Raw genomic sequence first — 14,811 nt, forward strand, 5'->3', positions numbered from 1 at the left:
TGCACCGCAGGCGGGGCGGTTTTTTCTGAACACAAGAAAGGAGCGCCCGCTTTGAGCCGTTCTCCCGCCTTTGGCCATCTGCTGGCCCTGGCTGTCTCCATTGTGTGGGGCACCACCTACATCTCCACCAAGGTCCTGCTGGAAGCTTTCCATCCGGTGGAAATCCTCATCTTCCGCTTCGTGCTGGCCTGGGCTATTCTCTTCCTCTGTGCCCCAAAGCCCCATCTGCCCCGCAGTTTCCCATCCGAGCTGCCTTTCCTGGGGGCCGCCCTGTCAGGGCTCACCTTCTACTCTCTGCTGGAGAATCACGCCCTCACCTTTTCTATGGCCTCCACCGTGGGGCTCATCGTCTCCTCCGCACCCATGTTTACCGCCCTGCTGCTGTGGCTGTGCCGTCGAACCACCCGGCCTGGAGCCTCCTTCTTTGTGGGCTTTGTTCTCGCCATGGCAGGTATCGCCCTCATCTCCCTGGCGGAGGGGGAATCCTTTGACTTCAACCCCATCGGCTGTCTGTTGGCCCTGGGCTCCGCTATCAGTTGGGGCGTCTACGGTCTGTGTCTGGAGTCCGCCCAGCGTCAGGGCCTCAACGATCTGCTGGTCACCCGGAAGGTCTTTTTCTGGGGTGTCCTCTTTACCCTCCCCTTCTGCCTGGGTACCGGCATCACCTTTGATCTGACCCGGTTTGCCCAACCGGTGATGTTGGGCAATACGGTGTACCTGGGCGTGGTGGCCTCCGCTCTGTGCTTCCTGGCCTGGAATCGGGCCTCCGCCCTCATTGGCCCGGTAGCCACCAATGTGTATCTCTACCTGATGCCGGTGATCACCGTGGCCGCCTCCTTCCTCATCCTGGGGGAGCCGGTGACCCTTTTCACCCTGGGTGCCATCGTCCTCATCCTGGCGGGACTGTGGCTCTCTCAGCGCCGTTCCACCATCCTTACCACCTGATGAGAAAGGGGCCTGCCGCAGCCGCGGCAGGCCCCTCCGTTTTATGTCAACTAAACATATTGTTGAGTACGATACGGCTCACTTGGTCCCCATCAAAGAAGAAGAGGATGGCTGCCCCCCAGCCCTCCGGATCCGCGCAGTACCACAGATAATCTTCCCCGGGATACAGGCTCCAATAGTCGGTACGGGACAGCTTTTCCCCGTAGGCCGCCTCCACCTCCGCCCGGGTGGAACCCACCCGGATGCCCCGGTCGGTAGAGAGGTCGGTTCGTGTGGTCTCCAGCCGCTGGATGGCGTAGCTGCCGTCGGCATTGCGGTAGCACAGGGTCGAAAGGCCCTCCCACTCCATTTGCTGCCACCAGTCCCCCTCCTGGTAGATGGGGTCCGCGTCCTCCAGGACGGTAACCACAGGCTCCTCCCAGAAAAAGCCCACCTCACTGGCCGGCCCCGCCGGGTTGGGGTATCCGTCCCGCCACAGGGCCACTGTCCCATCCACCAGATGGTATCCCTGCTCCAGCGCAGCCTGCTCCACCGTTTCCCTGGGCACACTTTCACCCAGGACGGTAGTCATGTCTCCTCCCTGGCCCAGCTGGAACACCAGCCACAGGGGTTCCGGGTAGGCATACCAGTCTCCATTCTCCCAGCCGCTGCACCTTAGCTGATAGACCACACCGTAGGTCTCGTAAAGCTGCCGCAGGCCCAGGTAGCTTGCTTCATCGATCCGCATGGTGCGTCCTTCCGGCTGGAGCGGCGCTTGGTCGGCAAAGAAAATCGACATATCCGCCGGCCTGTTGCTGTAAAAATAGGCCACCGTAGCGCTCCGGGCTGCCAGCGGCATGGGCGTGTCCCGCAGCATGGCATCCGCCTCGGGGAAGGCGGTAAGGATGCCATGCTCCAGCATCCAGTACATAATCCGATAATTATAGGTGCCTACAGCAGCCAACCGTGTGGGCTCCATCTGTTCGGAATCATGCTCTCCCAGCGATCCGACGAAGGTATACTGCTCGCCCTTACGGAAAAAGAGCAGATCTTCCCCCACATAGGTACCGTTAGCCCCATAGGTAATTCCATAGCACTCCAGAGCGTCCATATCCCGCCATTCTTCCGCCAGATCCAACCGGCTCAAATCAGTAAAGCTGGTACGAAGGATCAGCTCCATAGGCGGTTCCGAATAGCCCACATGGTCTACCATATATTGCAGGACTTCTTCCTCCACCTGGGGAGGAATCCGCTCCATCACAAAACCGCCTTCCGGCACCCCGCCGGATGGGCCCCACTGATACCACAGGGGGGGATCAAAGCCGGTCAGTTCTTCCGCCGGAATGAGCAGCTCCTCCGTAAGCGGGTTATAGCGACGCCAGCTGCCGTCCGCATACACCAGCAAGCGCTGCCAGCCGTCCACAGCGTCCATCGCCGGGTCGGCATCGTCGGTCATGCAGGTGAGATAGAACTCCACCCCGCCGTCATTCCGGATGCGGAACCCGGTCACCGCCCCATCCTGGGCGGCCAGAGCCACCTCCGTACCCGCCAGTTCCCCGTTCAGGTACTCCTCCGCTCCCCGGCAGAGGGCATCCTCCGTGGTTCCCGCCAATTCCAGGGCCTCCGTCAGGGTGACCACTCGATCCTCCTGCCGGTCGTAGACCAGGGTGTAGATATCACCGTCGTTGCCGGAGCTGGCAGAGTCCAAATAGAAGATCAGGTTATCGTACCGTTCGGTGACCGCAGGATAAAGCAGGCACCGTTGGCCCCCTACCGTATTCATGGGGGCATCCATAACGGTCTGATACTGGCTTTTGAGGGCGGCCAGGGCCTGGTTGACCTCCTGGGCACCCTCTCCTTCCGCCGTCAGTCTGGGGATCTCAATATAGTTGCCCAGGGCATCATAATACTGGGTGTCCATTGTGAAACTTCCGGCCTGCGTAGTACTTCGGCAGGCCACCAGCCCTCCGCACAGGCCGATGGCCAGGGTCACCATCCCTACCAAAAGCAGGGCAGGCCGCTTGTGCCGGGCAAAGAGATTACGCAGGCGCTGCTCGGTGGCCTTTGCCGAGCCGCTCATATGGGTGGACAGCCTGGTATGCGGCACCTTCATACTTGTTCCTCCCCTTCTGTTACCAATCCAGCTGTCTGTAGCTGATCTGCTCCAGCGTACCATTTTCGTTCCAGATATATACTGCCTCCTCTGGACGGCCCACATCCCCCCGGATGTGTTCCACCACCTGCCGGTTCTCCTCATCTAAGGTGAGGTTAGAAAATAGGACGTCGGAAAAGGTAAACTTGCTCTCCGCCTCGTCCCACAAAAACCAGCCATAGCTCACATTGTGAGGAAAGTGGTAATTGCTCAGCAGTCCCAGGTCGGTGGAGCCGTCAAAGTTCAGATCTCGAAGGTCCGGCTCCCCCAAGGAGGTGCCGTGAAACACAAACAGCCCGTCAAATCCATGATACCCGGTATACCAAACGTCCTCCGCTCCAATGGTCTGGAGCAGCCTTCCGTTCTCATAGACCCGGATCTGTTCCACCGCCAAGTAATCAGGCTCCTGGTCCAGAGGCTCCAGCTCCATCTCCACCGACAGCTCCCGCCCGGAGGCGGTGGTCAAGAGAAGTGTCTCAGTCTCCTTCCGGCTGTCTACTTCCCACAGGGCCTGCCGTACCTCCTCCTCGGTCCCGGTGACAACAGAAAGGATCAGGTTCATCTCCCCCTTGAGTACTTCCATCCCCAGCCAATCTGCGTTGCTCCAGACAGAGCTGGCCAGCAGGGTGTACCGCTGTCCGCACAGGGTCTCCTCCCCCGGAGTAACCTGGACGATCTGCCACTGGGCGGAGGTGTTGCTGGCCTGCCAGGGGTTGTCCTGGTCTCTGGTCCTGTCCTCCAGCACCTGGCGGAGCTCATCCATGATCTCATCCGGTACAGCCGTCTCTTCCTGGGTGAACTTGATGCGCTGGGAAAAATACCACTGCTTGTCGCCCGGATACACGGGTGCAAAATCCTCCGACTGCTGGAATAGCTCCACGCCGCCGGGACACAGCAGAGCCAGCTTGTCCTCCCAATAGGCCTGGTAGTCTGCCCAGGCCTTGGAATCCTGCTGCCGCAGGTCCCCCTCTACCGGCCAGACCCAGGTAAAGTCTGTGCCGTCAAAGGCGATCAGCCCCGCCTCGCCGTAGGTACTGCCCTGATGGCCCCCATTGACCGTATAGAGAAGATAATCCACACCGTCCTTTTGAAAGGTGGAAACCTGGGGCCTTCCCCCGGTGGTGCCGGTGGAAAATACCGGTCCAATCACCTGGCCCTGCACATCCTCCACACCGATAGCCAGAGTACAGTGGGGGTAATCGTCATAATAGTGTCCGGTAACCAGTGTGCCGTTCTCGCCGTTGATGCAGGTCAACAGTTCCTGATGGACATTCTCCCACAAATAGGTGTCGGTGGGATCGTACAGCCCCTCCAGCCGGGCAACCCCATCGGCCGCTCGCACCCGGCAGGCCACCAAGGAGCCGCACAGGCCGATGGCAAATCCCACCGCCATCACCAGGGCCAGGGCGGGCCGTCTGTGCTTGACAAAGAGATTGCGGACCCGTCCTTCGGTCTCCCTGGCCGAGCCGCTCATGGCCGTGGACAGCCGTGTTTTGGGTACTTTCATCCCGTTCCTCCCGTCATGTTTCCGATTGCAGTACCAGGTTGCCCTGGCTGTCCCAGCCGTAGGTGCGGGTCACCATGGCATCCCAGTCCCGGTTCCACATCCGCTCCTCCAGCTGCCCCTCCTCAGGCAGCAGGGTCAGTTCCCCGGCCAGGGTGGCCAGATGGCGGAACTGTCCCGCCTCACTGTCCCACACAAACCAGCAGCGGCAGGCGTTCTGGGTGGCGTCGCACAGCAGGCCGAACTCCTCCACCCCGTCAAAGTTGATATCCCGGGTCTCCACCGGCCCCCCTGCCGGGCTGTCGATATGGAAGCCCTGGAAGGTGTGGACCCCGTCGTCCGCCACATCCTCCGGTGTGATGGTCTGGACCACCTGGCCGTCCTTCAACAGCTGGACCTGGTCGTACAACATCGTTGTGACCAGTGCGCCCTCCTCCAGGGACGGGGTACACCGCAGGGCCAGGGTCAGGGTCTTGTCCCCACCCACGTCCAACTCATAGGTATCGGTAAAGTAGCCGTCGGAGGTATAGGTGATCTGGCTGCCGTCCCAGGCCGCTGTCCCCCAGAGGTAGCTGTGCCATTTGTCATACAATTCCGGGATACGCAGGACCTGCAGGCCATTCTCCCCGGTCTCCACATAGGCATTAGCTACGGCGTCCAGTTGGAACCGCTGGGCCAGCTTATTGTCCTCCACCTCCAGCACCACATAGGCGCAGGCGCCGTAGTTGGACCCGGGACTTGCCAGGGCGGCCAGCAGGGACTGTCGCTCTCTGGAGGTCATATGGAGCGGGGTGACCGTGGGGCGGGTGACCGCTGGATAACGCCAGGACAGCACCTCTCCGGTACCCAGGGTCACCACCATCTCCGTGGAACCCTGGTCCTGCCCGTCCGGCCAGGTTGCCCTAACCGTCAGATGGTCGTCTCCCACACCCTGGCCGTCCAGCGTGAGGTTCTCCAGATAACTGAGGCTGCTCCCATCCGGTAGGGGCTGTCCCTCCGGGGTAAGTACCACCTCGCTCCAGCCAGCCGCCTCCAGCAGCCGGGACAGGGGGACCCGCTCCTCCATCTCCCCCACGTTATCATAGGGCCAGACGTGGATAACCACCATCTGATCCTCCGGCTGGAAGGCCAGCTCCACCATGCGCCAATAGTCCCCCTCCAGGCCCAGCAAACCGGCTGCCGCCGCCTGGAGCTGCTGGGTCCGCAGGGACCCGTCCGGCCAATACCGGTACACCTGCAGGAAGAATTCATTCTCCACCAGGGCATCCACCGCCCCATCCCCGTCCAGATCCACCTGGTACAGGGGCATCCAGGTCTCCGTCAGCGGAAACTCTGTTCCGTCCTCCAGCCGGATCTGATAGGCGTAATTATGCACGCCATCGTCTGTCAAGGTGTGTGTCACGGTACCTGAAAGACCTAAAAGATCCGCAAAGGGCACCGTCTCCTCTCCCGGCCCGGTGAGGGCAAAGGCCGATTCCTCTCCCGCCGGGGCGGCGGAAATGGCCGTCTCCGACCGGCAGGCCACCAGGGAGCCGCACAGGCCGATGGCCAGGGCCACCACCGCCACCAGGCCCAGGGCGGGCCGCCGGTGCTTGACAAAGAGATTGCGGAGTCGTCCCTCGGTCTCTTTGGCCGAGCCGCTCATGGCTGTGGACAGCCGGGTCTTTGGTAATGTCATGCTTTCTCCTTTCTCAGGGCAGCCACGGCCTGCAAAATCGCTCTGCCGTAAGCGGCGTGTTCCTCCTGGGGCAGCCGCTTCAGGGCCCCCTCGTCGCAGGCCAGCTCAGTATCCCGCTCCACGGAGCGCACCATCAGCCACACCAGTGGATTGAACCAGTGGACGGCGTTCACCCACAGCACCAGAGTTTTCAGCCAAATGTCCCGGCGGCGGTAGTGAACCAGCTCATGGAGCAAGGCGTAGCGCAGTCCTTGACCTCCGGCGTCCTCTGGCAGCAGCAGCACCGGCCTGAACAACCCCGCCAGCATGGGTACCGCCAGCCCGGGGCACAGGCGCAGCCGTGGCCTGCGCTGGAGGGAGAGGCTGTCGCACAGTCCGTTGAACAGGCGGATAGTGCCCGCATCCTCCGCCGGGCGGCACCACCGGGCCAGGTATCTTTTAAACCGGAAATGGGCTATGAGATTCCACCCCAGCACTGCCGCACCACCGGTTACCCATAGGGCCAGCAGAATACCGCCCACCGTGATGGGGGCGGGCTGGGTCTGCTCTGTGGGCAGAACCTCAGGCGCAGGGGTGGAGACCGGGACAGACGAGGGTGCCGCAGATGGAGCCGCCGTCTGAACCGGCTGGGAGGGCTGAGCCGCACTGGGCCGGGGTGTCCGCATCGGCTGGTAGATCACCCGGTCCGGCGGCACCTGGATCTGTATGGGAGCGGTCTCTGCCCCGGCGGGCAGCAGCGGCAGGGGGACCGCCAGTCGGAGGGCCAGCAGCAGCCAGGCCCAGCACCGCCACCTGGCACCGTATCGTCCCCGGGTCAGTTTGGCCAACACCACCAACAGCAGGATTACCGCCCCGCCTCCCAGGCTCACGCCCGCCATGGAGGTCAAAAAGTCTGTCATCTCTGCTTCTCCCCGCTCAGTTTATCCAGCAGATCCCGCAGATCGTCCAGATCCCGCTCCTCCAGGCCATTTCTGGCCAGGGCCGCCAGGAAGTTCCGGGGAGAGCTACCGTACAGTTTGGAGAGCACCGCCTGGCTGTCAAAGGCCAGGTAGTCCTCCCGGCTGACCAGCGGGGTGTACAAGTTGCTCTTTCCCTCCCGGCGGACGGCCACAAAGCCCTTCTCCGCCAGGCGGGTCAGATAGGTATTCACCGTATTGGAGGCCCAGCAAAAGCCCTCCAGGGCGGTCTCCAGGGCAGAGCGTGGGGTATCCGGCCCCGAAGCCCACAGGGCTTTCATCACTTCTAACTCGGTATCGGGGAGTCGTTTCATCTCTATCACCAACTTCATTTGTAGTGGATATCATTATACTACATTTGAAGTGGATATTTGTCCAGTTACAATCCAGTTACAGGCATAAGAAAAGCCCTCTGCCGAACCGGCAGAGGGCTTTGGTTGTTTTATTCCTCGGTATGATCGCGGGCAGCCTGAGCGGCAGCCTGGGAAATATCCTCGTCGGACAGGGTCCCGTCCTTCTTGATCTGAGCGATACGGGCCTTGTTCTCCTCAATGTTGATCTTGGCGGTGGTGATCCGCTGGCAGAGGGCGGCGTAGCCCGGCTCCGGCGCACCTCCCCGCTCGGCATAGTAGAGCTTGCCGATCTCCAGATAGGCCTTGCGGATGGCGTCCTCCTCTCCGGAATTGTTGAGGGACAGCTTGGTGATCTCCATCAGCTGCTTGGACTTGGCCATGCCGGCCCGACCCAGGTCGGTGGCTTTATCCTTCAAATCATCAAAAAAGGCCATTTTCCTACCTCCTTGCGGTATAGTGGCTGAAATGCTGGCCCTATTCTACCCCCATTTTCCGGCGGACGCAAGAGAACGCCGGGGGATTTCACATAAATTTAATGCTTCTTTTTCTGGAAGGCAAAGAACCGCTGGCCGAAATAATTGAGGATGGTGTACAGGGCCATACCGCCCAGCTTGGTGAGGCGCTCTTGCCAGATGGGATCCATGCCGGTATTACCCAGCACCCAACCGGCGATGGGCTGGGCCAGGGCATAGGCAATCACATAGCACACCGCCACGTTGATGGCAAACTTTACCGCTGAGCGCAGGAAGGTCTCCTCACTGTGGAAGGTAAAGTGGCGGTTGAGGAAAAAGCTCATCACTGCGCCCGCCACATAGGCGATGGCGGTGGAGGGCCAGTAGCCCAGCCCCTCCAGCAGGAACATGAGCACCATGGACAGCAGGGTATTGCCCACCCCCACCAGCAGGAACTTGGGGATAGAATTATCAATCAGCTTTGCCATGCTTGTCCTCCAATACCTCACGAATCAGGAACCGGGGCCGCTCCTTAGTCTCCAGATAGACCTTGCCGATGTACTCACCAATGACGCCCAAAGAGAGCAGGATCAGTCCCCCGATGGCCCACACGGAGCAGATCAGACTGGCCCAGCCCAAAATGGTCTCACCCATGGCCCAGCGGACGATGGAGTAGATGAGCATGGCAATACTCACCAGAAACACCAGGAAACCCAGGCCAGTAATCATGCGGATGGGCTTCACCGACAGGGAGGTGATGCCCTCCATGGCAAAGGAGAGCATCTTTTTCAGGGGGTACTTGCTCTCACCGGCAAAGCGCTCTCCCCGCTCATACTCCACAGTACCGGTGCGGTAGCCGATCATGGGCACGATCCCCCGGAGGAACAGGTTGACCTCCTTGAACTGAGCTAACCCCTCCAGGGCCCGGCGGGACATAAGGCGGTAGTCGGCGTGGTTGAACACCGTCTCCGCCCCCATGGAGTTCATCAGCCTGTAAAAGCCCTCGGCGGTAAAGCGCTTGAAGAAGGTGTCCTTCTTCCGGGAAGAGCGCACGCCATATACGATGTCACACCCGGCATAATACTGCTCCACCATGGCGTCCACCGCATCGATGTCGTCCTGGAGGTCGGCGTCCATGGAGATGGCCATGTCGCACCGCTCCTTGGCGGTCATCAGCCCTGCCAACAGGGCGTTCTGATGGCCCCGGTTGCGGCTCAGGTCCACGCCGGAGAAGATGGGGCTGCTCTGGTGCAGCTCCTCAATGAGCTGCCAGGTCTTGTCCTTGGAACCGTCGTTGACAAAAAGAACCCGGCTCTCCCGGGAAATAGTTCCGGCAGCCATCAGGGCCTCCAGCTTTTCTTTCAGCCTGCGTGAGGTCTCTGGCAGCACTTCTTCTTCGTTGTAGCAGGGAACGACAATATAAAGAATATCTTCCATATCAATCCATCTTCCTTGCGTTTTTTGTTCTGTTTGGTCATTATACTCCCTTTGGACGAGAAAAACCACCATGAAGTTCCTCTCATCCAAACAAAGTCATGCTCAGCACAGGACAAATACACGCCAGCCTCCCTCAGCTTGTCCGCATCCCTCACTCCTCCAGTTTCTTTCGCAGCCGCTCCACCGCCCGGCGCTCAATGCGGGATACCTGGACCTGGCTCACCCCCAGCACCCGGGCCGCCCGGTCCTGAGTCATGCCCCGGTAGTAGCGCAGCAGGATCACCTGCTGCTCCCGGTCAGGCAGGGCGGCGATGGCGGTACGCAGGGCCTCACGCTCCACGATACCCTCCTCGATACCCTCGGTGCCCAACACACTCTCCAGGGTCAGGCCGTCCCCCGTCTCCATCTGGAGGGAGGCCACCGGCAGCCCCGCCTCCTCAGCGGCGGCAATCTCCTCCGGCTCCAGCCCGGTGGCCTCGGACAGCTGGGACAAGGTGGGTTCCCGGCCCAGGGATACCGACAGCCGTTCCCTGGCCGCCCGGATGGCCATCCCCCGCTCTTTCAGACCGCGGCTGACTTTAATAGCGCCGTCATCCCGTAGGTAGCGCCGGATCTCACCGGCGATCTTGGGCACGGCATAGGTGGAGAACTGACAGCCAAAGGCGGGATCGAAGCCCCGCACCGCCTTCACAAAGCCCAGGCAGCCCAGTTGATACAGGTCCTCCGGCTCCACCCCCCGGCCGTAGTAGCGGCGCACAATGGACCAGATCAGCCCACCATTCTCCTCAATGAGCCTGGCGCAGGCCTCGTTGTCCCCCCGGCGGGCCTCCTCCAGCAGGTCGGGGGTATCCGCCACATTCATTGCGCCCCTCCCAGCCGGCGGGAGATCCTGCGGCGCATGGTCACCACCGTTCCCTTCCCCGGGGTGGAGCGTACCTTCACTCCGTCCATAAAACTCTCCATAATGGTAAAGCCCATACCGCTGCGCTCCTCTCCGCCGGTGGTAAACATGGGGCGTCGGGCCTGCTCCACATCGGAGATGCCCACGCCCTTATCCTTGATCTGGATCTCCAGGGTGTGGTCCTCAAAGAGCCGCAGCCGCATCTGCACCGGCCCCAGCTTGTCCGGATAGGCGTGAACGATGCAGTTGGTCACTCCCTCGCTCACCGCCGTTTTGATATCGTTGATCTCCTCCAGGGTGGGGTCCAGCTGAGCGGCAAAGCAGGCCGCCGTGGTACGGGCAAAGCCCTCGTTGGCCGACCGGCTGAGAAAGACCACCGTGGCCTCATTCATCGGTTTCATTATGTACTTCCTCCGTCATTCAAATTTGATCAACCGGTCCAGCCCGGCTGCCCGAAGCACCTTGCCTGCCTGCTCAGGCACATGGACCACCTCCATGGTCCCTTCCAGCTCGCTCATCCGTCGGCTGGCCCGCAGCAGTACGGCGATCCCCGAACTATCCATAAAGCTGACGCCCCCCAGATCCACCGTCAGATGACGGGGCATGGTCAGGTCGATCTGCCGTACCAACTCGCCTAAAATCTGTCTGGCCCGGTGGTGGTCCACCTCGCCGTCAATGGCCGCGTACAGCGCCCGATTCTCTGCTTTGCAGGTCACTGCCATGGCATATCCCCCCTGTACAAAAAAATCGCAGTATACCAATTTTTGGTATACTGCGATCCTATCACAGATGGGGTATATATTTTGTCGAAGGACTCACCGGACCAGGGAAAAATCGGTAAAGATCCACTTCTCCCCCACTTTTTCGTAGGGGAAGTCAAACGTCAGGGTATCCACCACCGCGCCGTCCTGCTCCGGGTCCAGCACTTCCACCGTCACCCGGACGGTACAGCGGTTTGGGTCTCCGTCCCGCAGGACCTGGGCGGTCTCGGCGCCTCTGGTAATGTCGGTGCCCCGGCCGCCGTCCTGGACGTAGAGGACGCCGTCGATGTCCACATACTGGGTTCCGTCATAAGGCAGCAGCTTTTCCACCAGATCGTCGGAAAAGAGGCTCTTGAGGTAACCCCGCAGGCTGACCGTGCTGTCAATGCCGGGATAGTCTACCCGATAATAGGTGGCACCGTCTACCTCGCGGCTGTCCGTTTCATCAAAGGGCAGGGGCTCCACCTGGAACCACCAGAAGGCCTGCACCGCCGCCCGGTAGGCGGACAATACCTCCTCATCGTTAGGTCCGTCATAGGCCGTGGGGGTAGGCGAAGGCTCCGCAGAGGGCTCCGGCTCCACAGAGGCCGTAGGTTCCGGCATAACAGTGGGTTGGGCCGTGGGGGTAGGTGAAGGCTCCGCGGAGGGGGTAGGTTCGGCGCTCTGCTCCACCTCAGGCGTGGATGCGGCACTGGGCAGCGCGGTAGATACCGCCCCGGTATCCTGACAGGACCCGGTACATCCGCCCAGCAGCAGCAGTACCGCCAGCAATGGGATCAGTCTTTTCAACGCTCCAACCTCCTTTCCACGGCCTGGGTCAAACTGGGCCGTACAATATTACTGTACATTTTATCCGATTCTGCTCTGGAGCACAACCACAGTTGTGTAACAAAGTATGACAATATGGGCACAGAAACGCCGCCATCCGCGTTCGATGGCGGCGTTTCTCTGTTTTTCGAGAATTTTATCAGCCCAGCGCAGCCGCAGATTCTTCCAGCTTGACCAGCAGAGCCTTCAGCTTATTCGCCCGCTCCCGCTCGGCCTCCACTACCTGGGCGGGGGCCTTGTTTACAAAGCCGGGGTTATTCAGCTTGGTCTCCAGCTTGTCCAGCTCCTTGCGGTTCTTGTCCAGCTCCTTCTGGATGCGGGCCTTCTCCTTCTCCAGATCCACCAGCTCAGCCAGGGGCAGATACAGCCGGGCCGCATGGGTGGCGATGGTCACCATACCCTGGGCGTCCACCGTATCGGTGGCCTCCACCACCTTCACGTCGCTGGCATAGGCCAGACGCTTCAGGAAGGGAGTGCCCTGGTGGAACACAGCCTGCTCCAGGGTGGAGACGGTGAGCTGCGCTTTCTTGGAGGGGGGCACGTTCATCTCGGCCCGACGGGCACGGATGGCCCGGATGGCGTCCATGATGAGCTCCATAGCCTTCTCTTCCTCGGGGAAGTCCAGGTTGGCGTGGTGCTCCGGCCACTGCTGGAGCATCAGGTAGTCGCCCTCATGGGGCAGGGCCTGCCAGATTTCCTCGGTGATGAAGGGCATAAAGGGATGGAGCAGCTTGAGGATCTGGGTGAGCACATAGCACAGCACCTGCTGAGCCCGCACCTTGGAGTCCTCGTCCTCGCCCTGGAGGCGGGTCTTGGTCAGCTCGATATACCAGTCGCAGTAGGAATCCCAGATGAAGTCGTACACCTTCTGGGCGGCCACGCCCAGCTCGTAACGCTCCATATTCTCCGTGATCTCGGGGATGACGCTGTTCAGCTTGGACAGGATCCACTTGTCCTCCAGCTCCAGCTTCTCAGGCAGCTGGCACTGGTCGATGGTCAGGTTCATCATCAGGAAGCGGGAAGCGTTCCAGATCTTGTTGGCAAAGTTGCGCATGGCCTCGCACCGCTCGGTGTAGAAGCGCATATCGTTTCCGGGGGAGTTGCCGGTGACCAGGTTGAAGCGCAGGGCGTCGGCGCCGTACTGGTTGGCCATCTCCAGGGGGTCGATGCCGTTGCCCAGGGACTTGGACATCTTGCGGCCCTTGTCGTCCCGCACCAGGCCGTGGATGAACACGGTGTGGAAGGGGGGCTTGCCGGTATGCTCACAGCCGGAGAAGATCATGCGGGCCACCCAGAAGAAAATAATGTCGTAGCCGGTGACCAGCACGTCGGTGGGATAGAAATACTTGTAGTCCTCGGTCTCCTCAGGCCAGCCCAGGGTGGAGAAGGGCCACAGGGCAGAGGAGAACCAGGTGTCCAGCACGTCCTCCTCCTGCTTGATGTTGTGGGAATGGCAGTGCTCGCACTCGGTGGGATCGTCCTCGGACACGGTGATGTGACCACACTCCTGGCAGGTCCAGGCGGGGATCTGGTGGCCCCACCACAGCTGGCGGGAGATACACCAGTCATGAACGTTCTCCATCCAGTTGGTGTAGATCTTGGAGAAGCGGTCGGGGACGAACTTGACCTCACCCTCGTTGACCACCCGCAGGGCCTCCTCGGCCAGGGGCTTCATCTTGACAAACCACTGGGCGGAGATGAGAGGCTCCACGTCGTTGTGGCAGCGGTAGCAGGTGCCCACGTTGTGCTGGTGGGGCTCCACCTTGACCAGATACCCCTGCTCCTCCAGGTCGGCCACAATGGCCTTCCGGGCCTCGTAGCGGTCCATGCCGGAGTAGCGGCCGTAGCCCTCCACCACCTTGCCGTTGTCGTCCAACACACGGATGGTCTCCAGGTTCTGCCGCAGGCCCACCTCAAAGTCGTTGGGGTCGTGGGCGGGAGTCATCTTCACGCAGCCGGTGCCGAACTCCATGTCCACATACTCGTCGGCCACAATGGGCATCTCACGGCCCACCAGGGGCAGAATGCACTTTTTGCCCACAATGTCCTTGTACCGCTCGTCGTTGGGATTGACCGCCACGCCGGTGTCGCCCAGCATGGTCTCGGGCCGGGTGGTGGCCACGATAACATAGCGGCCCTCCTCCCCCTGGATGGGATAGCGGATGTGCCAGAAGTTGCCCGGCTTGTCCTGATACTCCACCTCGGCATCGGACAGGGCGGTAACGCAGTGGGGACACCAGTTGATGATGCGGGAACCCTTGTAGATCAGGCCCTTCTTGTACAGGGAGACAAACACATGGCGGACAGCCTTACTGAGGCCCTCGTCCATGGTAAAACGGGCCCGGGACCAGTCGCAGGAGGCGCCCAGTTTCTTCTGCTGCTCCACAATGCGGTTGCCGTACTTGTGCTTCCAGTCCCACACCCGCTCCAGGAATTTCTCCCGGCCCAGGTCGTAGCGGGACAGGCCCTCGTTCTTGCGCAGCTCCTCCTCCACCTTGATCTGGGTGGCGATGCCGGCGTGGTCGGTGCCGGGCACCCACAGGGCGGCGTAGCCCTGCATCCGCTTGAAGCGGATCAGGATATCCTGGAGGGTGGAGTCCATGGCGTGGCCCATGTGGAGCTGGCCGGTGACGTTGGGGGGCGGCATGACGATGGTGAAGGGCTTTTTATCGGGATCACGGTGGCCCTCAAAGCAGCCGTTTTTCTCCCACATCTCGTAGACGCGGCCCTCCACCTCCTGGGGTTCATAGACCTTGGGAAGTTCTTTCTTCATCTGTTACACTCCTTTTCGGGGCAAAAAAGGTTCGCCCCAAGCTGTTGCTCAGGGCGAACCTGTTAGTCCGCGGTACCACCTGAATTTCCTCA

14 protein-coding genes and 1 other annotated feature (1 of these 15 only partly in view) are annotated in these 14,811 nt (G+C 61.0%); of the genes, 1 reads left to right on the forward strand and 13 read right to left on the reverse strand.

All coding sequences use genetic code 11. The annotated features are described in order from the left end of the window. Positions 1-51 precede the first annotated feature (51 nt). A complete protein-coding gene (locus B5G42_RS03910; RefSeq protein WP_140399778.1) occupies positions 52-945 on the forward strand; it encodes a DMT family transporter in 894 nt (297 codons plus the stop codon). Positions 946-991: 46 nt separating this feature from the next. On the opposite strand, the gene B5G42_RS03915 is transcribed toward B5G42_RS03910, so the two are convergent. The 13 genes from B5G42_RS03915 to B5G42_RS03975 all read right to left on the reverse strand — a co-directional run bounded on the left by B5G42_RS03915 (position 992) and on the right by B5G42_RS03975 (position 14,719). Beyond that, the gene (locus tag B5G42_RS03915) at positions 992-3,037 is read right to left on the reverse strand and encodes a hypothetical protein (protein ID WP_087266803.1); all 2,046 of its coding nucleotides are present in this window, start codon (positions 3,035-3,037) and stop codon (positions 992-994) included. Between the two features lie 19 nt (positions 3,038-3,056). After that, positions 3,057-4,583, reverse strand: coding sequence for an XAC2610-related protein (locus tag B5G42_RS03920; RefSeq protein WP_087266806.1), 1,527 nt, complete (start codon positions 4,581-4,583; stop codon positions 3,057-3,059). Positions 4,584-4,596: 13 nt separating this feature from the next. After that, entirely contained in the window at positions 4,597-6,258 is a 1,662-nt protein-coding gene (locus B5G42_RS03925) for a hypothetical protein (protein ID WP_087266809.1), read from the reverse strand. Continuing rightward, positions 6,255-7,157: a M56 family metallopeptidase gene (locus B5G42_RS03930; RefSeq protein WP_087266812.1), complete on the reverse strand. Its 903-nt coding sequence runs from the start codon at positions 7,155-7,157 to the stop codon at positions 6,255-6,257. The genes B5G42_RS03925 and B5G42_RS03930 overlap by 4 nt, the downstream gene beginning before the upstream one ends. Next, positions 7,154-7,546, reverse strand: a complete 393-nt coding sequence (locus tag B5G42_RS03935; protein WP_242961123.1) for a BlaI/MecI/CopY family transcriptional regulator — start codon at positions 7,544-7,546, stop codon at positions 7,154-7,156. Before B5G42_RS03935 ends, B5G42_RS03930 begins: the two co-directional genes overlap by 4 nt. Before the next feature lie 110 nt (positions 7,547-7,656). Next, a complete protein-coding gene (locus B5G42_RS03940; protein ID WP_242955335.1) occupies positions 7,657-8,001 on the reverse strand; it encodes a serine proteinase in 345 nt (114 codons plus the stop codon). Positions 8,002-8,099: 98 nt separating this feature from the next. Next, positions 8,100-8,507, reverse strand: a complete 408-nt coding sequence (locus B5G42_RS03945; protein ID WP_087266817.1) for a GtrA family protein — start codon at positions 8,505-8,507, stop codon at positions 8,100-8,102. Next, positions 8,491-9,456, reverse strand: coding sequence for a glycosyltransferase family 2 protein (locus B5G42_RS03950; RefSeq protein ID WP_087266820.1), 966 nt, complete (start codon positions 9,454-9,456; stop codon positions 8,491-8,493). The genes B5G42_RS03945 and B5G42_RS03950 overlap by 17 nt, the downstream gene beginning before the upstream one ends. Before the next feature lie 151 nt (positions 9,457-9,607). Further along, a complete protein-coding gene (locus B5G42_RS03955) occupies positions 9,608-10,318 on the reverse strand; it encodes a sigma-70 family RNA polymerase sigma factor (RefSeq protein WP_087266824.1) in 711 nt (236 codons plus the stop codon). Beyond that, positions 10,315-10,758 (reverse strand): anti-sigma F factor, encoded by a 444-nt coding sequence (gene spoIIAB, locus B5G42_RS03960; RefSeq protein ID WP_087266827.1) that lies wholly within the window; start codon positions 10,756-10,758, stop codon positions 10,315-10,317. Before spoIIAB ends, B5G42_RS03955 begins: the two co-directional genes overlap by 4 nt. 15 nt (positions 10,759-10,773) lie before the next feature. After that, a complete protein-coding gene (locus tag B5G42_RS03965; protein WP_087266830.1) occupies positions 10,774-11,079 on the reverse strand; it encodes an STAS domain-containing protein in 306 nt (101 codons plus the stop codon). Between the two features lie 93 nt (positions 11,080-11,172). Next, positions 11,173-11,907 (reverse strand): hypothetical protein, encoded by a 735-nt coding sequence (locus B5G42_RS03970; protein ID WP_087266833.1) that lies wholly within the window; start codon positions 11,905-11,907, stop codon positions 11,173-11,175. A 178-nt stretch (positions 11,908-12,085) separates the two neighbouring features. After that, complete coding sequence (locus B5G42_RS03975; protein ID WP_087266837.1) at positions 12,086-14,719, reverse strand: valine--tRNA ligase; 2,634 nt, start codon at positions 14,717-14,719, stop codon at positions 12,086-12,088. A gap of 46 nt (positions 14,720-14,765) precedes the next feature. Continuing rightward, positions 14,766-14,811 (reverse strand) — a binding site (T-box leader); it runs 167 nt beyond the window's last position.

The organism is Flavonifractor sp. An91, assembly GCF_002159225.1.
In the GTDB taxonomy this organism is placed as follows: Bacteria; Bacillota; Clostridia; order Oscillospirales; family Oscillospiraceae; genus Flavonifractor; species Flavonifractor avicola.

Bases quoted from the DNA above. Each gene is read 5' to 3' on its own strand.
- B5G42_RS03935 (WP_242961123.1), bottom strand. From the start codon at position 7,546: ATGAAGTTGGTGATAGAGATGAAACGACTCCCCGATACCGAGTTAGAA.
- B5G42_RS03965 (WP_087266830.1), bottom strand. From the start codon at position 11,079: ATGGCAGTGACCTGCAAAGCAGAGAATCGGGCGCTGTACGCGGCCATT.
- B5G42_RS03955 (WP_087266824.1), bottom strand. From the start codon at position 10,318: ATGAATGTGGCGGATACCCCCGACCTGCTGGAGGAGGCCCGCCGGGGG.
- B5G42_RS03950 (WP_087266820.1), bottom strand. From the start codon at position 9,456: ATGGAAGATATTCTTTATATTGTCGTTCCCTGCTACAACGAAGAAGAA.
- B5G42_RS03945 (WP_087266817.1), bottom strand. From the start codon at position 8,507: ATGGCAAAGCTGATTGATAATTCTATCCCCAAGTTCCTGCTGGTGGGG.
- B5G42_RS03925 (WP_087266809.1), bottom strand. From the start codon at position 6,258: ATGACATTACCAAAGACCCGGCTGTCCACAGCCATGAGCGGCTCGGCC.
- B5G42_RS03930 (WP_087266812.1), bottom strand. From the start codon at position 7,157: ATGACAGACTTTTTGACCTCCATGGCGGGCGTGAGCCTGGGAGGCGGG.
- B5G42_RS03975 (WP_087266837.1), bottom strand. From the start codon at position 14,719: ATGAAGAAAGAACTTCCCAAGGTCTATGAACCCCAGGAGGTGGAGGGC.
- B5G42_RS03940 (WP_242955335.1), bottom strand. From the start codon at position 8,001: ATGGCCTTTTTTGATGATTTGAAGGATAAAGCCACCGACCTGGGTCGG.
- spoIIAB (WP_087266827.1), bottom strand. From the start codon at position 10,758: ATGAAACCGATGAATGAGGCCACGGTGGTCTTTCTCAGCCGGTCGGCC.
- B5G42_RS03920 (WP_087266806.1), bottom strand. From the start codon at position 4,583: ATGAAAGTACCCAAAACACGGCTGTCCACGGCCATGAGCGGCTCGGCC.
- B5G42_RS03915 (WP_087266803.1), bottom strand. From the start codon at position 3,037: ATGAAGGTGCCGCATACCAGGCTGTCCACCCATATGAGCGGCTCGGCA.